Source organism: Pseudazoarcus pumilus (assembly GCF_002872475.1).
GTDB lineage: Bacteria > Pseudomonadota > Gammaproteobacteria > Burkholderiales > Rhodocyclaceae > Pseudazoarcus > Pseudazoarcus pumilus.
In genome coordinates this window covers 965,363-982,686 of record NZ_CP025682.1, presented here as the reverse complement: position 1 = coordinate 982,686, position 17,324 = coordinate 965,363, and the positions used below count along the sequence as shown (strand labels likewise).

Genomic DNA, 17,324 nt, shown 5'->3' with positions numbered 1-17,324 from the left:
CGCGCATGCCGCTGCGTGCCCTGCTTTTCATCCTCCTGCTGCTCAACCTGCTGCTGTTCGCCGGCGGCTACATGGGCTGGCTGGGCACACCCGCCTTTCGCGGCGAGCCGGAACGTCTGACCAACCAGCTTCACCCCGAACGCATCCGGCCCGGCACGCCCCCCACCGCCGCCGAAGTCGCCACCATCGACATGACGGCACAGGCGCGGGCCGCAGCGGTCGTGCCGCCGAGCGAACCTGCGGCCACCGCACCCACCGATTCGGAATTGCCCACCCCTCGCCCAGCGGAACCTCCAGCGCGCGAAGCGACCGCATCCGGCGACGCGCCGGCCGAACGTGCCGAGCCGGCCGCGGTGGCCCCACCGCCGCCGGCATGTGTCGCCTACGAGGTGTCCGGCGAGGCCGCTGCGACCGAGGCCGAGAAGCTCGCGCAGACGATTTCCGACGACGTGCGCCACGTGCGCCGCACGCTGCAGCGCCCCGAGAACTGGCGCGTGCGCATCCCGCCGTTCGACAGCGTCGAGGCGGCCAATACGCGCGCGCTCGAACTGCGCGGCCAAGGCATCTCTGATCTGTTCGTGGTGCGCGACGAGGGACCGACACGCAACTCGATCTCGCTCGGCCTGTTTTCCAGCGCGGCGCACGCGCAGCAGCGTCTGTCCACGCTGAAGAAGCTGGGCATCGACGATGCCGAGATCGTCTCCGGCACCCTGGGGCGATTTCGCGTAGAGCTGCGCGCGCCGGCCGATGTCATCGCCGTCATCGATGAACGTCTGGGACGCGCGCTGCCCGACGCCGGCAAGCGCGAATGCAAACCGTGAGCTCGCCCGGCCCCTTCATCGTCGGCCTCACCGGAGGCATCGGCAGCGGCAAGAGCGCCGCCGCCGAACGCTTCGCCGAACGTGGCGCGGAGATCGTCGACACCGACGAGATCGCGCACGCGCTGACCGCCCCTGGGGGCGCGGCCATCGACGCCATCCGCGCCGCGTTCGGCGAAGCGCTGATCGGCCCGGACGGCTCGCTCGATCGTGCGGCGATGCGCGCGCGCGTGTTCGACGACGCACCCGCGCGACGTCGGCTCGAAGCCATCCTGCATCCGCTGATCCGCGACGAGGCGCGCCGCCGCTGTCTGGCCGCGCGCGCGCCCTATGTCGTACTCGCCGTGCCGCTGCTGGTCGAATCGGGCCACTGGCGCGAGCGCTGCAACCGGATCTGCGTCGTGGACTGCCCCGAGGCGCTGCAGGTCGAGCGCGTCGGCGCGCGCAGCGGACTCCCGCCGGACGAGGTGCGGGCCATCATCGCAGCCCAGGCGTCACGCGAGCAGCGCCTCGCGGCGGCTGACGACGTGCTCGACAACTCTGGCGACCTGCCCGCACTGCAACGCCAGGTCGACGCCCTGCACCGGCACTACCTGGCCCTCGCCGCGGTCTGATCGGCCGCCCGGGCGCCCCGAATCGCTGTGCTATGATCAGCCGCTTGTGGAAAACACGCAGACCACCAACGGATCCGGGCACGGCGCGGTGATCAGTTTCGAATATCCTCTCAACGAGCGCATTCGCAGTCTGCTGCGACTGGAGGATCTGTACGCGAAGATGCTCCACTTCAGCCGCAGTGACGGTGCGCTGGAGCACCACGTCGCCCTGCTCACGCTGTTCGAGATCCTCGAGGTCGCCGGTCGCGCCGAGCTCAAGGTGGACCTGATGCAGGAGCTCGAACGCCAGCGCCAGACCCTGATGGGCTTTCGCAACAACCCCGAGATTTCCGAACAGGCCTTGTCGGGCGCGCTCTACGAGATCGAGCAGGCGTCCTCCTCGCTGCAGGCGATGGCCGGCAAGATCGGCCAGTACCTGCGCGAGAACGACTGGCTGATGGCGATCCGCAGCCGCGCGGCGATTCCCGGCGGCGTCTGCCAGTTCGACCTGCCCTCGTATCACTACTGGCTCAAGCGCGATGCCAACGCGCGCCGCCATGACCTCGACACCTGGATGGCGCCGATGCTGCCGATCCACGAAGGGCTGAGCATCGTGCTGCGCTTGTTGCGCGGCAGCGGTCATGCCGAACCGCTGGTCTCCAAAGGTGGCTGCTATCAGCACACGATGAGCGGGCGTGCCGCCCAGATGGTGCGTGTCGTCGTCGAACCCGGCGTGGCGGCCGTGCCCGAAATCAGCGCCAACAAGTACGCGCTGAACATCCGCTTCCTGACACCGGACACGCATGGTCGCGCACGCGCGACCGAGCGCGACCTGCGCTTCGAACTGACCTTCTGCAGTCTCTGACATGAACGACCGTACGCCGCTCACCGTAAAATGCCCGCAATGCGGGACTGCCGTCAAATGGGTGCCGGAGAGCCGCTGGCGCCCGTTCTGCTCACAGCGCTGCCGCCAGCTCGACCTCGGCGCCTGGGCCTCGGAGTCCTACCGCGTGCCGGTCGACAGTCCGCCCGACGGCGACGATTCGTCGTCGCGAGACTGAACGTTCACCGCGGCCAGGCCGAGCGGATCGTCGCGATGCCGTGAGCGCCGGCGGCCCGCGCCTCATCCATGTCGGCCGCGGAAAGGCCACCCAAACCAAACACCGGCATCGGCAGATCAGCCGCGAGTTCAGCGAAGCGCTGCCAGCCGATGCCTTCCACTCCGGGGTGGGTGAGCGTGGCCTGCACCGGACCGAGCAGCGCGTAGTCCAGACCCAGCCTGCCGGCGTGCTCGACCTCCTCACGCGAGTGGCAGGACGCGCCAACCCATTCGAAGTCCGGCCGGGCCGTCATTGTCGCCAGTTCGGCACTTTTCAGATGCACCCCGTCGGCAGCCGCTGCGCGCGCGACCCGGGCCTCGCCATTGACCACCACCAATGCGCCGTGCGGCCGGGCCCGCTCGATCACGGCAGCGACGAACTCGCGCAGGTCATCCACGGCCAGGGTGGACTCGCGCACCTGCACCAGACGCAGCCCCCCGCCCAGTGCGCGCTCCAGGCCCTCCAGTTGCGCCGCGACACCGATCTCGCCGGCGTGGGTGATGCCCATGAATCGCGGCAGGCGCAAGGCCTTCATCACCGGGCCGTTGGCCGGCAGCATGGGTGCGACCTCCGCGGCACCGGCGAACTGCCACGCGAGCGCGTCGTGCACGTGGTCGCGCACCTCCCCTTCCCAGCGCGCGACCTCGAAGAAATGCAGGCTCACGCGCGCGTGCTCGTAGTCATGACGACGCACGATCCACGGGCGCAGTTCGATCGCGCGGATGCCCAGCTCCTCCTCGAGCTCGCGCCGCAAGGCGTCGGCCGGGGCCTCGCCGGCCTCGACCTTGCCGCCGGGAAACTCCCAGTAGCCGGGATAGAAGGTGCCCGGCGCGCGCCGTCCGAGCAGGAAGGCCCCGTCGCCGCGCAGGATCACCCCGGCGGCGACTTCGACACGCTTGACCATGGGCTACACCAGGCCGGCACGGCCGGCGTGATCGCGTGCGAACTGCCAGGCCACGCGACCCGAGCGCGAGCCGCGCTGCAGCGCCCACTGCAGGGCCTCGGGGCGCGCCGCCTCGATCGCCTTGCGATCCATGCCGAAGGCCTTGAGCCAATGGCCGACGATGGTCAGGTACTCGGCCTGGCTGAACGGATAGAACGAGATCCACAGGCCGAAGCGCTCGGACAGCGAGACCTTCTCCTCGACCGCCTCGCCCGGATGGATCTCGCCGCCGACATGACGCGCCTGCAGGTTCTCGTCGTGATACTCCGGCATCAGATGGCGCCGGTTCGAGGTCGCGTAGATCAGGACGTTGTCGGGCAATGCCGCGATCGAGCCGTCGAGCACACTCTTGAGCGCCTTGTAGCCGGGCTCGGCCTCCTCGAACGACATGTCGTCGCAGAACACGATGAAGCGCTCGGGCCGCCCGTGCACCAACTCGATGATGTCGGGCAGATCGACCAGGTCGTCCTTGTCCACCTCGATCAGCCGCAAGCCCTTCTTCGCGTAGGCGTTGAGCACGCCCTTGACGAGAGACGACTTGCCGGTGCCGCGCGCACCGGTGAGCAACACGTTGTTGGCGAAACGTCCCTCGACGAACTGGCGCGTGTTGCGCTCCACCAGTTCCTTCTGCTCGTCGATGTCGCACAAGTCCTTGAGGCGGATGGTGTGCGGCTGCGAGACCGGCTGCAGCCAGCCCCGACCGTCGCGCCGGCGCCAACGAAACGCCTTGGCCGCCTTCCAGTCGGGCGCCTGCGCATCGGCAGGAAGGAGACGTTCGACGCGCTCGAGCACACGCTCGGCACGGGCCAGAAAACTTGCGAGTTCATTCATTGCGTTCTTCTTCCTGTTCCTTCTTCCTGCGGCGCTTGGGCAGCGTCGCCCATACGATGAGCAGCAGCAACATCAAGGCGATGGCCACCTCGAAAAAGATCACCCACATGTTCGCTCCCGCGGGCAGGTCGGCCCGTATACTGTGTTCCGTGAGTTTAACCGAAGCCGCCATGAACCCTGTCGCCCTGCACACCGGCCTGCTTGCGCTCGCGCTGCTCGCCCTGCCCGCCACCGCCCGGGACGGCGAGTGCCCGCCCCCTCCGGTGTGCCCGGTCTGTCCGATCTGCCCGGACGCGGCACCGCCCGCCCCGCCGCCTGCCGAACCACTGCAGCCGGCCGCCTGGTCGGAACTGGACGGCTGGTTGCGCGACCGTCATGGTCAGGCCTGGCCAGCCCTGCTGCAAAGCTGTGCTGCACTCGCAGCACGGCCCCACTGGAGCGCCGCCTGCCGCGCCGCCGAAGCGCTGGGCAAGAACCCGTCCGACGAGAATGCGCGCATCTACTTCGAGACCTGGTTCGTGCCCTGGCGGGCGGTGAATCCGGACGGCACCCGGGAAGGCATGGTGACCGGTTACTACGAGCCGATCATCGCGGGCAGCCGCGAAGCTTCCACGTCCCATCGCTGGCCGGTACACGCGCCGCCGGACGACATGCTGGTGGTCGATCTGACCGAGACCCACCCCGACCTGCGCCAGATGCGGCTGCGCGGCCGCCTCGAGGGCAACCGCGTGGTGCCCTACTGGACGCGCGGCGAAATCACGCGCATGGGCGAGGACTTCTCCGCACCGGTGCTGTTCTGGGCGGAGAACGCGGTGGACCTGTTCTTCCTGCACGTGCAGGGTTCCGGCCAGATCGAACTGCCCGACGGCAGCCGCGCGCGCGTCGGCTACGCCGACCAGAACGGTCACCCGTACGCTTCGATCGGCCGCTGGCTGATCGATCAGGGCGAAATGACGCTCGACCAGGTGTCCATGCAAGGCATCCGCGAATGGGCACGGCGCAATCCGGAGCGACTCGTCGAGATGCTCGAAGCCAACCCCAGCTACGTCTTTTTCCGCGAACTGCCGGCGACCGGCGACGGGCCGATCGGCGCGCTGGGCGTGCCACTGACCCCCGAACGCAGCATCGCCGTCGACCCACGCCACATCCCGCAAGGCGTACCGGTGTTCCTGTCGGCCACGTATCCGCTGTCCGACAAGCCGCTGCGCCGACTGGTGCTCGCACAGGACACGGGCAGCGCGATTCGCGGCGTCGTACGTGCGGACTTCTACTGGGGCACGGGCGCGGATGCTGGCGAGCAGGCCGGCCGCATGAAACAGTCCGGCCGAATGTGGGCACTGTTGCCGCGCGGCATGACGCCGCCGGCCGACTGAAGCTCAGGGCTTGGTTTCGGCCTCGACTTCGGCGAAGACTTCCTCGATCTGCGGTGCACGCATGAATCCGCCGACGCGGCGGCCGTCCGCGAAGAACAGGGTCGGCGTCCCCTCGATGCGCAACTGCTGACCCAACTGGATGTTGGCGTCGATCGCGGCGGTATCGCACTCGGCCACGGGGGGCGTCTCGCCGTCCAGGATCCAGGCGTTCCAGGTCTCGGCCCGATCCTCGGCGCACCAGATGTTGCGCGACTTGGTGTCGGAATCCTCGCCCAGCACCGGATACAGGAAGGTGTAGAGGGTGACGTTGTCGAGCGTGGCCAGTTCGCCGCCAAGCCGCTTGCAGTAGCCGCAATTGGGGTCTTCGAAACTGGCGATAATGCGTTCGCCGTTTCCGCGCACCTGCTTGACGGCGCGCTCCAGCGGCAGCGTCGAGAAATCGATCGAGGCCAGTTCGTTGCGACGTTCCTGCGTGACGTCCAGTTTCGTGACCGTATCGATGATGCGACCGTCGATGATGAAGCTGCCCTTGTCATCGGTATACACGAGGTGGCCGTTGCGCAGCACCACTTCGTAGAGTCCGCCGTACTCGATCTTGCGCACCGCGTCGACCGTCTCGGGCCCGATGAACTCCTCCAGGGCCTTTTCGACGGCGGCTTCGTCAGCGTGGGCGGCGGGGGCGATCAGGACGGCAGCGAGCACCGCCCGGTTGAGTTGCTTCAATCGCATCGAATCGATTCTCCGTGATCAGAATTTTCCGCTGGTCGCGTAACGCACCAGCGCACTGCGTAGGACCGGCAAGCGGTCGGTGAGGTTCATGCCGCTGTTGCGCGCGAAGCGTAACAGCGGATGACGCGTCTTGAACAATCGGTCGAGCGCGTCAGTGACACCCTGCAGCAGCCTTGGCTCCTCGGCACGCTCGCGTGCATAAGCGCGCAGTACCGCCAGTTCCCCCGGATCACGCCAGGCCGGCAAGGCCGCGATGCGCGCGGCGAGCGCGGCGGCATCGCCGAAACCCAGGTTGATGCCGTGGCCCGACAGCGGGTGGATGGTGTGCGCGGCGTCACCAATCAGCACCACGCGCTCGCGCACGATCTCGTCTACGCGCATCAGGCGCAACGCGAAGGCGGCCGCTTCGCTCTCGGCGGTCAGTTGGCCCAGGGCATGCCCACCGGCGCTCGCGACCGCATCGGCCAGGGCTCGCGGGTCGAGCGCGAGCAGGGTCTGCGCGTGTGCATCGGGGGCAGACCATACCATCGACACGCGATTGCCCGGCAGGGGCAGCCAAGCGAGTACGCCGTCGTCGCGAAACCACTGGCGCGCAATACCATCATGCGGCCGCTCGCAGGTGAAGTTCGCGACCACGCCCAACTCGTTGTAGGGCGTGGTGCGCGCAGCAATGCCCAGAGTCTCTCGCACGACCGAATTCGCACCGTCGGCGGCAACCAGCAAGCGGGTTCGCAGCACGCGGCCGTCGTCGAGCTCGATCGCCACGGACTGCTCGCCGGGAGTGATGGAGCGCGCACTCGCCGGGCTGAACAGCGAGACGTTGTGCTGGCGTCGCAGCGTCTCCCACATCTCGACCTGCATGTGCGACGACTCGACGATGCATGCAAGTTCGGCCAGGCCCGCCTCATAGGCCGAAAAGTGCAGGTGGCCATCGACGTCGCCGAAGATGGCCATCTCGCGCACGGGCGCCAGCCGGGAAGGGTCCAGATGCGCCCAGATGCCGATATCATCGAGGTAGGCGCGGCTCGCCGGGCTGATTGCATAGATTCGTTGATCCCAGCCAGCGGGGCGCTGCGGCGCACGCGGCTCGACCACCGCCACGCGGCGCTGCGTGCCACGCAATGCGACGGCGAGGCTCGCACCTGCAAGCCCCCCTCCGACGATGAGCACATCGAATTCCATGGATCCGAACCGACAGAAAAACCGGTCCATTCTGCCGCAGCGACGCAGCAAAGTCACCCGCGTGCGCTGCGGCGTGCGAGTACGCCCTCGTCGTCTGCAAGCGGCGCGCAGTTCGCCTGCGGCATCGCGACCACTTCGGCCGACGACGACGCGGGGCTTGCCAGATCCTTCCAGTGCACGATCTCGATGCGGCCGTCCAGGTATTCGACGAGACCGCAACAGCTATCGACCCAGTCTCCGCAGTTGAGGTAGCGAACACCGTCGACCATGCGGTCCGAAGGCCAGTGGATGTGACCGCAGATCACGCCGTCCATGCCGCGCTGACGCGCGGCGTGGGCAATCGCGTCCTCGAAATCGAAGATGAAGCTTACGGCCTTCTTGACCTTCTGCTTGGCGAAGCCTGCGAGCGACCAGTAGCCCGGCATGCGCAGCAGGCGCCGCGCTCTCGAGAGCAACAGGTTGATGCGCACCAGGGCATCGTAGGCGACGTCCCCGAGCACCGCCACCCAGCGGTGATGACGCGTCACCTGATCGTACTCGTCACCGTGAATCAGCCAGAAGCGCTGGCCATCGGCCGTCTCGTGCACCCACTCGTTCTCGATGCGGATGTCGCCGAAGGCCACCCCGTCATACTCGCGCAGTGCCTCGTCGTGATTGCCGGGAATGAAGATCACGCGCTCGCCGTGACGCGCCCTGCGCAGGATCTTCTGCACCACCGTGTTGTGCGCGGACGTCCACTGGATGCTACGGTTCATCGCCCAGAAATCGACGATGTCCCCGACCAGATAGACGTACTCCGATTCGTAGGCGCGCAAGAAATCGAGCAGGCGTTCGGCCTGGCAAGCCCGGGTTCCGAGATGCACGTCCGAGATGAACAGCGCACGTACTTTGGTCATCATCCGTCTCGCGACGTGATCGCACTCGGGCTCGTGGTCGGTGTTGCGCCGGTCGCCTCGCACCACACCGTAACGAGTTCCGCTGCAAACCGGTCGTTGACCGCTTCCCAGTCCTGTTCGCACGCGAGCGCACGAGCGGAGCCGGCAAGTCGCGCACGCAGCTGCGCATCGCCCGCCGCGCGCACCGCTTGCATCACGAATCCGGTCTCGTCGCCCGCGTCCGCGAGCAAGCCGTTGTCGCCATCGCGCACGAGTTCCGCTGCCGCCGCGCAATCGTAGGCGACCACGGCGAGTCCGCTGGCCAGCGCCTCGAGCGTCACGTTGCCGAAGGTCTCGGTCAGGCTGGGAAACAGGAACACATCAGCCGATGCGTAGTGTGCGGCGAGTTCCTCGCCGGTTCGCACCCCGGCGAATATCGCGTCCGGCGCCTGTGCGGCCAGCGCCGCACGCAAGGGACCGTCACCGACGAATACCATCCGAGCCGTCGGCCTGCGCTCGGCGATCGCGCGGAACGCGCGTACGGTCAGCCACAGATTCTTCTCGGCCGCGAGCCGGCCCACCGAAAGCACCACGGGATCGTCGTCGCCCACGCCCCATTCGCGCCGCAACTCGATGCTGCGTGCAGCGGGACGGAACAACGCGGTATCCACGCCTCGCGCGACGACGAAGAGCCGACGATAGCCGCGCTCCTGCAGGGCATGTGCCATCGCCTTGGTCGGAACGAAGGTGCGCGCCGTGCGGTTGTGAAAGCGGCGCAGGTAGGCCCCGACCGGTTGGCGCAACCATCCGAGCCCGTAGTGGCCGCTGTAGTGGTCGAAATTGGTATGGAAGTCGGACGTCACCGGAATGCGCAGTCGCGCAGCCGCCGACACGGCACTCCATCCCAGCGGGCCTTCGGTAGCCACATGCACCAGATCCGGCCGTTGTCGCGACCACGAACGGCTCAGCAGGGAACGCGCCGGCAGGCCGAACAGCAGCCCTTCATAGCGCGGAACCTTCCAGCCATGTGCGAGGACTTCGTCGAACCCGTCGTCGTGACGCGCATCGTCCGTGCGTCCCTGGCGAGGCCGAATCAACTGGACGCGATGTCCGCGCGCGATGAGGCCGCCGACCATGCGCTCCAGCGTCATCGCGACGCCGTTGATCTCTGGCGAATAGGTTTCGGTGACGAGCGCGATGCGCAGGTGCGGCTCGCGCCAAAGTTCTTCGGAAAGGATGCGGGTCTCGTTCATTACCCGCGAGATTAGGCCGCGCAGACTACGAAGCGGTTACGGTTTCATTCCAATCAGATGACGCCCGCGGCGCCTCAGACGAACAACACGAGCACCCACACGGCGGCGAGCATAACGAAAGAGAGCAGCACGGCCGCGCTGCCAATGTCCTTCGCCCGCTTGGCCAGCAGATGGTCGTCGAGAGATATGCGATCGACCGTCGCCTCCACCGCGGAATTGAGCAATTCCACGACCAGCACCAGCAGCACAGGGGCGGTCAGCATGGCCTTTTCCAGCCCTCCAACTCCGAGCCACAGCCCAAGCGGCAGCAGCACGGCCGCGAGCAGCAGTTCCTGTCGGAACGCGTCCTCGTGACGGAACGCCGCGCACAATCCATCGAGCGAATAGTGGAAAGCATTCCAGATCCGCTGCACACCCGACTTCCCCTTATACGGGCTTTCCATCACCCCTCCCTGGCCGGCCAGCACGCACCTACGCGATGATGCCATGATCCTGCACTTGCGGAGCGCGCGAGCGCCCCTCGCACGCCGCCTCCAGCGGCCTGTGAGCGCGCTGCCGGACGCAAAAAAGCCGCTGAATCGATTTGATTCAGCGGCTTTTTGCTGTTGGTTAGTCTGACGATGACCTACTTTCACACAGGTAATCTGCACTATCATCGGCGCGGGCCTGTTTCACGTTCCTGTTCGGGATGGGAAGGTGTGGTTCCAGGCTGCTATGGTCGTCAGACTTTGACGGGTAACAAATTGGGGGTGTTTGGCGTGTGTTTGTTGTGTTGGGCTGCGTGATTGCGTCGAGCGCACGGATTCACGTTGTGTTGCATGGTTATAGGATCAAGCCTCACGGGCAATTAGTACCGGTTAGCTCAACGCATTACTGCGCTTACACACCCGGCCTATCAACGTTGTGGTCTTCAACGACCCTTCAGCAGGCTCAAGGCCTGAGGGAAGTCTCATCTTGAGGCGAGTTTCCCGCTTAGATGCTTTCAGCGGTTATCTCTTCCGCACTTAGCTACCCGGCGATGCGACTGGCGTCACAACCGGTACACCAGAGGTGCGTCCACTCCGGTCCTCTCGTACTAGGAGCAGGTCCTCTCAAACTTCCAGCGCCCACGGCAGATAGGGACCAAACTGTCTCACGACGTTTTAAACCCAGCTCACGTACCACTTTAAATGGCGAACAGCCATACCCTTGGGACCGGCTACAGCCCCAGGATGTGATGAGCCGACATCGAGGTGCCAAACTCCGCCGTCGATGTGAACTCTTGGGCGGAATCAGCCTGTTATCCCCAGAGTACCTTTTATCCGTTGAGCGATGGCCCTTCCATACAGAACCACCGGATCACTATGACCTGCTTTCGCACCTGCTCGACTTGTCGGTCTCGCAGTCAAGCCATCTTCTGCCATTGCACTATCAACACGATGTCCGACCGTGTCTAGATGACCTTCGTACTCCTCCGTTACTCTTTGGGAGGAGACCGCCCCAGTCAAACTGCCTGCCATGCACGGTCCCCGATCCGGATTCACGGACCCAGGTTAGAACCTCAACGACACCAGGGTGGTATTTCAAGGTTGGCTCCATGAGAACTGGCGTTCCCACTTCAAAGCCTCCCACCTATCCTACACAAGTGACGTCAAAGTCCAATGCAAAGCTACAGTAAAGGTTCATGGGGTCTTTCCGTCTTGCCGCGGGGAGATTGCATCTTCACAAACACTTCAACTTCGCTGAGTCTCAGGAGGAGACAGTGTGGCCATCGTTACGCCATTCGTGCAGGTCGGAACTTACCCGACAAGGAATTTCGCTACCTTAGGACCGTTATAGTTACGGCCGCCGTTTACCGGGGCTTCGATCAAGAGCTCTCACCCCATCACTTAACCTTCCGGCACCGGGCAGGCGTCACACCGTATACGTCATCTTTCGATTTTGCACAGTGCTGTGTTTTTAATAAACAGTCGCAGCCACCGATTCTCTGCGGCCCACGTCAGCTCCACCCGCGAGGGGCTTCACCTACCATGGGCATACCTTCTCCCGAAGTTACGGTATCAATTTGCCGAGTTCCTTCTCCTGAGTTCTCTCAAGCGCCTGGGTATTTTCTACCTGCCCACCTGTGTCGGTTTGCGGTACGGTCACTCTATGACTGAAGCTTAGAGGCTTTTCCTGGAAGCAGGGTATCACTCACTTCGAGCCACAAGGGCTCTCGTTATCACGCCTTGGCTCAGCTCTCCGGATTTGCCTAGAGAGCACGCCTACACGCTTGAACCGGGACGTCCAACACCCGGCTGAGCTAACCTTCTCCGTCCCCCCATCGCATCATAGAGCGGTACAGGAATATTGACCTGTTTCCCATCGACTACGCTTTTCAGCCTCGCCTTAGGGGCCGACTCACCCTGCGCCGATGAACGTTGCGCAGGAAACCTTGGGCTTTCGGCGAGGGAGCTTTTCACTCCCTTTATCGCTACTCATGTCAGCATTCGCACTTCCGATACCTCCAGCATCCTTCACAAGACACCTTCACAGGCCTACGGAACGCTCCCCTACCATGCACATAGTGCATCCGCAGCTTCGGTTCATGGCTTGAGCCCCGTTACATCTTCCGCGCAGGACGACTCGACTAGTGAGCTATTACGCTTTCTTTAAAGGATGGCTGCTTCTAAGCCAACCTCCTAGCTGTCTGGGCCTTCCCACCTCGTTTGCCACTTAGCCATGCATTTGGGACCTTAGCTGGCGGTCTGGGTTGTTTCCCTCTTGACAACGGACGTTAGCACCCGCTGTCTGTCTGCCGTATATCACTTTGCGGTATTCGGAGTTTGCGATCGCGGGGTAAATCGCGATGACCCCCCCAACGATTACAGTGCTCTACCCCCGCAAGTGTCCGTACGACGCACTACCTAAATAGTTTTCGGGGAGAACCAGCTATCTCCGGATTTGTTTAGCCTTTCACCCCTATCCACAGCTCATCCCCTAATTTTTCAACATTAGTGGGTTCGGACCTCCAGTGCGTGTTACCGCACCTTCATCCTGGCCATGGATAGATCATCCGGTTTCGGGTCTACATCATGCTACTCAAGCGCCCTTATCAGACTCGCTTTCGCTACGCCTCCCCTAATCGGTTAAGCTCGCAACATGACGTAAGTCGCTGACCCATTATACAAAAGGTACGCAGTCACCCCTCAAGGAGGCTCCCACTGTTTGTATGCATGCGGTTTCAGGATCTATTTCACTCCCCTCCCGGGGTTCTTTTCGCCTTTCCCTCACGGTACTGGTTCACTATCGGTCGATCACGAGTATTTAGCCTTGGAGGATGGTCCCCCCATCTTCAGACAGGATTTCACGTGTCCCGCCCTACTTGTCGCACGCTCAGACCCGCCACCGATTTTTCGCATACGGGGCTATCACCCTGTATCGCCGGACTTTCCAGACCGTTCTGCTAAATCAATGGTTTAGTCGTGCAGGCTGTTGCGCGTTCGCTCGCCACTACTTGCGCAATCTCGGTTGATTTCTTTTCCTCGAGCTACTTAGATGTTTCAGTTCGCTCGGTTCGCCCCAACTGGCCTATGTATTCAGCCAGAGGTGACCCTTGCGGGCCGGGTTTCCCCATTCGGATATCTACGGATCAAAGCTCCATTGCCAGCTCCCCGTAGCTTTTCGCAGGCTTGCACGTCCTTCATCGCCTGTGATCGCCAAGGCATCCACCACATGCACTTAGTCGCTTGATCCTATAACCATGCCCCCTGTCACCAGGGAACCAGTCATCGGCACTCAACGCGTCTCGTGTGCTCACCCCCCAGTGTGCTGGTTCAAAGCCACCGGAGAGCGTTTGTTTCAATGCAATCACACAACCCATGTAGCCACCGACCTGACATAAACGCCGGCGGCCACACGCTTTACACTTCCCAATTTGTTAAAGAACGATGCCTCAAAAAACCAAGGCTAAGCACTACAGCCTCACCCCCCTCATCACCGCCGGGGCGGGGCTACACTGCTTAACCTGTCTTCACTTCGAACGAATCGGTCTGTACGCCCCCAGTACTCTGGTGGAGCTGGTCGGGATCGAACCGACGACCCTCGGCTTGCAAAGCCGATGCTCTCCCAGCTGAGCTACAGCCCCCCCGCTCTGTGTGCGCACAACCTGATCAGTGGTGGGTCTGGTTGGGTTCGAACCAACGACCCCCGCCTTATCAAGACGGTGCTCTAACCAGCTGAGCTACAGACCCTCGGGCACTTCTTCGTTCGAGGCTCTTCTTTCATCCGGACAATCGATAAGTTGTGGGCGCTTGAAGACGACTGCGAACCCGTTCTTCTCTTGAAAGGAGGTGATCCAGCCGCAGGTTCCCCTACGGCTACCTTGTTACGACTTCACCCCAGTCATGAATCTCACCGTGGTGAGCGCCCCCTCGAGAGGTTAAGCTACCCACTTCTGGTGAAACCCACTCCCATGGTGTGACGGGCGGTGTGTACAAGACCCGGGAACGTATTCACCGTGGCATGCTGATCCACGATTACTAGCGATTCCGACTTCACGTAGTCGAGTTGCAGACTACGATCCGGACTACGATCGGCTTTAAGAGATTAGCTCCACCTCGCGGCTTGGCAACCCTCTGTACCGACCATTGTATGACGTGTGAAGCCCTACCCATAAGGGCCATGAGGACTTGACGTCATCCCCACCTTCCTCCGGTTTGTCACCGGCAGTCTCGCTAAAGTGCCCAACTCAATGATGGCAATTAACGATAAGGGTTGCGCTCGTTGCGGGACTTAACCCAACATCTCACGACACGAGCTGACGACAGCCATGCAGCACCTGTGTCCTGGCTCCCGAAGGCACCAAGGTATCTCTACCAAGTTCCAGGCATGTCAAGGGTAGGTAAGGTTTTTCGCGTTGCATCGAATTAATCCACATCATCCACCGCTTGTGCGGGTCCCCGTCAATTCCTTTGAGTTTTAATCTTGCGACCGTACTCCCCAGGCGGCCAACTTCACGCGTTAGCTGCGTCACTCAGAAAGTTACCTCTCCGAACGACTAGTTGGCATCGTTTAGGGCGTGGACTACCAGGGTATCTAATCCTGTTTGCTACCCACGCTTTCGTGCATGAGCGTCAGTATCGGCCCAGGGGGCTGCCTTCGCCATCGGTGTTCCTCCACATCTCTACGCATTTCACTGCTACACGTGGAATTCCACCCCCTCTGCCGTACTCTAGCCGTGCAGTCACAAGCGCAGTTCCCAGGTTAAGCCCGGGGATTTCACACCTGTCTTACACAACCGCCTGCGCACGCTTTACGCCCAGTAATTCCGATTAACGCTCGCACCCTACGTATTACCGCGGCTGCTGGCACGTAGTTAGCCGGTGCTTCTTCTGTCGGTACCGTCATTAAGACCCTATGTTAGAGAGCCCCGTTTCTTCCCGACTGAAAGAGCTTTACAACCCGAAGGCCTTCTTCACTCACGCGGCATGGCTGGATCAGGGTTGCCCCCATTGTCCAAAATTCCCCACTGCTGCCTCCCGTAGGAGTTCGGGCCGTGTCTCAGTCCCGATGTGGCTGATCATCCTCTCAGACCAGCTACGGATCGTCGCCTAGGTGAGCCTTTACCCCACCTACTAGCTAATCCGACATCGGCCGCTCCAATGGCGCGAGGCTCCCGAAGAAGTCCCCCGCTTTCCCCCTCAGGGCGTATGCGGTATTAGCCACTCTTTCGAGTGGTTATCCCCCACCACATGGGTACGTTCCGATGCATTACTCACCCGTTCGCCGCTCGCCACCAGGTGCAAGCACCCGTGCTGCCGCTCGACTTGCATGTGTAAAGCATGCCGCCAGCGTTCAATCTGAGCCAGGATCAAACTCTTAAGTTCAATCCACAGCACTCAAAGTCATTGCTGACAAAATGAGCACTCAATCTTTGTGATTCCCGAGACCCGAAGGCCTCGCAGATCCACAACCGACCAAGCACCCACACTTATCGATTGTCCAAATTTTTAAAGAACCGCTGCCACCCGGCAGCGAAGAAGCGAGAGTATGAACAACACAGCACGCTTCGTCAAGCACCCCAGAGCAAATCCTCAACACCCCGGAACACCCCTCACAACCCCGAATCCCGCACCACAAAACAGCGCGCTCGAAGCAGCGAGCCGCGCAGTATAGCGACCACAATCAGGGTGTCAAGCGCGATTCGAGCACTGCGCGTGCATGCCCCTGCAGCCTCTTACTCGACGGGATGGTGGCCCCTGCCGTACCGAGGCGATCGGCACGATAGAATGCAGGGCTGATGACGAATCCGATGGACCCGATGAAACAGTATCTTGACCTGATGCGTCACGTGCTCGAGCACGGCGACGAGAAATCCGACCGCACCGGCACCGGCACGCGCTCGGTGTTCGGCTGGCAGATGCGCTTCGACCTCGCGCAAGGCTTCCCGCTGCTCACCACGAAGAAGCTGCATACGCGCTCGATCATCCATGAGCTGCTGTGGTTTCTGCGCGGCGACACCAACATCGCCTATCTGAAGGAAAACGGCGTGTCGATCTGGGACGAATGGGCAGACGCCGACGGCGAACTTGGTCCGGTCTACGGCAAGCAGTGGCGTCGCTGGGCGACGGCCGACGGGCGCAGCATCGACCAGATCGCGCGACTCATCGACGGCCTGAAGAACAACCCGGACTCGCGCCGCCACATCGTCTCGGCCTGGAATCCAGGCGAGATCGACGGCATGGCGCTGCCGCCGTGCCATGCGCTGTTCCAGTTTCACGTCGCGGGTGGACGACTGTCGTGTCAGCTCTACCAGCGCAGCGCTGACATCTTTCTCGGCGTGCCGTTCAACATCGCTTCCTACGCCCTGCTGACGATGATGGTGGCGCAGGTGTGTGGCTATCGGCCGGGCGACTTCGTATGGACCGGCGGCGATTGTCACCTGTACAGCAACCATGTCGACCAGGCGCGCGAACAACTCTCGCGAACGCCGCGCACGCTGCCAACCATGAAGATCAACCCCGAGGTAACGGATCTGTTCGCCTTCCGCTTCGAGGACTTCACGCTGGAAGGCTACGACCCGCACCCGCACATCAAGGCACCGGTGGCGGTATGAGTGACAAACCCGAAATCGTCCTCGTCGCGGCGGTGGCGCGCAACGGTGTGATCGGCCGCGACAACGGTCTGCCGTGGCGCCTGAAGTCGGACCTGGCGCACTTCAAGCGCATCACGCTGGGACATCCGATCGTGATGGGGCGCAAGACCTGGGAATCGCTGGGCCGACCGCTGCCCGGACGGCGCAACATCGTCGTGACGCGCAACGCGCAGTACCGCGCGGACGGCGCCGAGGTGTTTACCGATGTCGACACGGCGATCGCGGCGGCCGGCACCGGCACGATCTGCGTGATCGGCGGTGCCGAACTGTATCGGCACCTGCTCGATCGTGCCGACCGTCTGGTGCTGACCGAGGTCGCCGCGGAGGTCGCGGGAGATGCCCACTTTCCGGACTTCGACCGCGAGACCTTCGTCGAGGCCTCGCGCGAGCAGCACCGGGCAGACGCCGACAACGAGCACGACTACGCCTTCGTCGAATACCGTCGGCGCTGAAATCTGTTCACGAAATAGAAACGGCCCGGTCTCGACCGGGCCGTTTTCACGTCAGCGCCGC

At 63.1% G+C, this 17,324-nt stretch carries 14 protein-coding genes, 2 tRNA genes and 3 rRNA genes; 7 read left to right on the top strand and 12 right to left on the bottom strand.

What is annotated here, in order from left to right:
* Nucleotides 1-5 precede the first annotated feature (5 nt).
* The 4 genes from C0099_RS04705 (at nucleotide 6) to C0099_RS04690 (ending at nucleotide 2,472) form a co-directional block, all read left to right on the top strand.
* Nucleotides 6-821 carry an SPOR domain-containing protein gene (locus tag C0099_RS04705; RefSeq protein WP_102246368.1) on the top strand — a complete coding sequence of 272 codons (816 nt, stop codon included), beginning with the start codon at nucleotides 6-8 and terminating at the stop codon, nucleotides 819-821.
* On the top strand, nucleotides 809-1,432 hold the full coding sequence (coaE, locus tag C0099_RS04700) for a dephospho-CoA kinase (protein ID WP_102246367.1): 624 nt from the start codon (nucleotides 809-811) through the stop codon (nucleotides 1,430-1,432). Before C0099_RS04705 ends, coaE begins: the two co-directional genes overlap by 13 nt.
* Nucleotides 1,433-1,520: 88 nt before the next feature.
* Nucleotides 1,521-2,276, top strand: a complete 756-nt coding sequence (gene zapD / locus C0099_RS04695) for a cell division protein ZapD (protein WP_102248382.1) — start codon at nucleotides 1,521-1,523, stop codon at nucleotides 2,274-2,276.
* Between the two features lies 1 nt (nucleotide 2,277).
* The gene (locus tag C0099_RS04690; protein WP_102246366.1) at nucleotides 2,278-2,472 is read left to right on the top strand and encodes a DNA gyrase inhibitor YacG; all 195 of its coding nucleotides are present in this window, start codon (nucleotides 2,278-2,280) and stop codon (nucleotides 2,470-2,472) included.
* Nucleotides 2,473-2,476: 4 nt separating this feature from the next.
* Here the strand turns inward: C0099_RS04690 and C0099_RS04685 are convergent, their stop codons facing one another.
* Together C0099_RS04685 and C0099_RS04680 are read right to left on the bottom strand one after the other, a co-directional pair.
* Nucleotides 2,477-3,415 (bottom strand): Nudix family hydrolase, encoded by a 939-nt coding sequence (locus C0099_RS04685; RefSeq protein WP_102246365.1) that lies wholly within the window; start codon nucleotides 3,413-3,415, stop codon nucleotides 2,477-2,479.
* A gap of 3 nt (nucleotides 3,416-3,418) precedes the next feature.
* Complete coding sequence (locus C0099_RS04680; protein ID WP_102246364.1) at nucleotides 3,419-4,285, bottom strand: ATP-binding protein; 867 nt, start codon at nucleotides 4,283-4,285, stop codon at nucleotides 3,419-3,421.
* Between the two features lie 170 nt (nucleotides 4,286-4,455).
* On the opposite strand from C0099_RS04680, the gene mltA reads away from it, so the two are divergent.
* Nucleotides 4,456-5,658: a murein transglycosylase A gene (gene mltA, locus C0099_RS04675; protein WP_228151653.1), complete on the top strand. Its 1,203-nt coding sequence runs from the start codon at nucleotides 4,456-4,458 to the stop codon at nucleotides 5,656-5,658.
* A gap of 3 nt (nucleotides 5,659-5,661) precedes the next feature.
* Here mltA and C0099_RS04670 read toward each other — a convergent pair whose 3' ends face one another.
* From C0099_RS04670 to C0099_RS04625, 10 genes are all read right to left on the bottom strand, one after another.
* Nucleotides 5,662-6,387, bottom strand: coding sequence for a DsbC family protein (locus C0099_RS04670; protein WP_102246362.1), 726 nt, complete (start codon nucleotides 6,385-6,387; stop codon nucleotides 5,662-5,664).
* A gap of 18 nt (nucleotides 6,388-6,405) precedes the next feature.
* Nucleotides 6,406-7,569, bottom strand: coding sequence for a UbiH/UbiF family hydroxylase (locus C0099_RS04665; RefSeq protein WP_102246361.1), 1,164 nt, complete (start codon nucleotides 7,567-7,569; stop codon nucleotides 6,406-6,408).
* Nucleotides 7,570-7,622: 53 nt separating this feature from the next.
* Nucleotides 7,623-8,465 (bottom strand): UDP-2,3-diacylglucosamine diphosphatase, encoded by an 843-nt coding sequence (locus C0099_RS04660; protein WP_102246360.1) that lies wholly within the window; start codon nucleotides 8,463-8,465, stop codon nucleotides 7,623-7,625.
* On the bottom strand, nucleotides 8,465-9,697 hold the full coding sequence (locus tag C0099_RS04655; protein ID WP_102246359.1) for a glycosyltransferase family 4 protein: 1,233 nt from the start codon (nucleotides 9,695-9,697) through the stop codon (nucleotides 8,465-8,467). Before C0099_RS04655 ends, C0099_RS04660 begins: the two co-directional genes overlap by 1 nt.
* A 74-nt stretch (nucleotides 9,698-9,771) precedes the next feature.
* On the bottom strand, nucleotides 9,772-10,140 hold the full coding sequence (locus C0099_RS04650) for a diacylglycerol kinase (RefSeq protein ID WP_102246358.1): 369 nt from the start codon (nucleotides 10,138-10,140) through the stop codon (nucleotides 9,772-9,774).
* A gap of 169 nt (nucleotides 10,141-10,309) precedes the next feature.
* A 5S ribosomal RNA gene (gene rrf / locus C0099_RS04645) occupies nucleotides 10,310-10,423 on the bottom strand.
* A 100-nt stretch (nucleotides 10,424-10,523) separates the two neighbouring features.
* Nucleotides 10,524-13,410: ribosomal RNA gene (locus C0099_RS04640) — 23S ribosomal RNA — on the bottom strand.
* A gap of 316 nt (nucleotides 13,411-13,726) precedes the next feature.
* A tRNA-Ala gene (locus C0099_RS04635) sits at nucleotides 13,727-13,802 on the bottom strand.
* A gap of 29 nt (nucleotides 13,803-13,831) precedes the next feature.
* Nucleotides 13,832-13,908: transfer RNA gene (locus C0099_RS04630), tRNA-Ile, on the bottom strand.
* Between the two features lie 92 nt (nucleotides 13,909-14,000).
* A 16S ribosomal RNA gene (locus C0099_RS04625) occupies nucleotides 14,001-15,543 on the bottom strand.
* The 16S, 23S and 5S rRNA genes sit together here with 2 tRNA genes alongside, the layout of an rRNA operon.
* 434 nt (nucleotides 15,544-15,977) lie before the next feature.
* On the opposite strand from C0099_RS04625, the gene C0099_RS04620 reads away from it, so the two are divergent.
* Nucleotides 15,978-16,772, top strand: a complete 795-nt coding sequence (locus C0099_RS04620; protein WP_102248381.1) for a thymidylate synthase — start codon at nucleotides 15,978-15,980, stop codon at nucleotides 16,770-16,772.
* On the top strand, nucleotides 16,769-17,263 hold the full coding sequence (locus tag C0099_RS04615) for a dihydrofolate reductase (RefSeq protein ID WP_102246357.1): 495 nt from the start codon (nucleotides 16,769-16,771) through the stop codon (nucleotides 17,261-17,263). Before C0099_RS04620 ends, C0099_RS04615 begins: the two co-directional genes overlap by 4 nt.
* Nucleotides 17,264-17,324 lie beyond the last annotated feature (61 nt).

Coding starts and splice junctions, on each gene's coding strand:
- C0099_RS04705 (WP_102246368.1), top strand. CDS start 6: ATGCCGCTGCGTGCCCTGCTTTTCATCCTCCTGCTGCTCAACCTGCTG.
- coaE (WP_102246367.1), top strand. CDS start 809: ATGCAAACCGTGAGCTCGCCCGGCCCCTTCATCGTCGGCCTCACCGGA.
- C0099_RS04690 (WP_102246366.1), top strand. CDS start 2,278: ATGAACGACCGTACGCCGCTCACCGTAAAATGCCCGCAATGCGGGACT.
- C0099_RS04685 (WP_102246365.1), bottom strand. CDS start 3,415: ATGGTCAAGCGTGTCGAAGTCGCCGCCGGGGTGATCCTGCGCGGCGAC.
- C0099_RS04680 (WP_102246364.1), bottom strand. CDS start 4,285: ATGAATGAACTCGCAAGTTTTCTGGCCCGTGCCGAGCGTGTGCTCGAG.
- mltA (WP_228151653.1), top strand. CDS start 4,456: ATGAACCCTGTCGCCCTGCACACCGGCCTGCTTGCGCTCGCGCTGCTC.
- C0099_RS04670 (WP_102246362.1), bottom strand. CDS start 6,387: ATGCGATTGAAGCAACTCAACCGGGCGGTGCTCGCTGCCGTCCTGATC.
- C0099_RS04665 (WP_102246361.1), bottom strand. CDS start 7,569: ATGGAATTCGATGTGCTCATCGTCGGAGGGGGGCTTGCAGGTGCGAGC.
- C0099_RS04660 (WP_102246360.1), bottom strand. CDS start 8,465: ATGACCAAAGTACGTGCGCTGTTCATCTCGGACGTGCATCTCGGAACC.
- C0099_RS04655 (WP_102246359.1), bottom strand. CDS start 9,697: ATGAACGAGACCCGCATCCTTTCCGAAGAACTTTGGCGCGAGCCGCAC.
- C0099_RS04650 (WP_102246358.1), bottom strand. CDS start 10,140: ATGGAAAGCCCGTATAAGGGGAAGTCGGGTGTGCAGCGGATCTGGAAT.
- C0099_RS04620 (WP_102248381.1), top strand. CDS start 15,978: ATGAAACAGTATCTTGACCTGATGCGTCACGTGCTCGAGCACGGCGAC.
- C0099_RS04615 (WP_102246357.1), top strand. CDS start 16,769: ATGAGTGACAAACCCGAAATCGTCCTCGTCGCGGCGGTGGCGCGCAAC.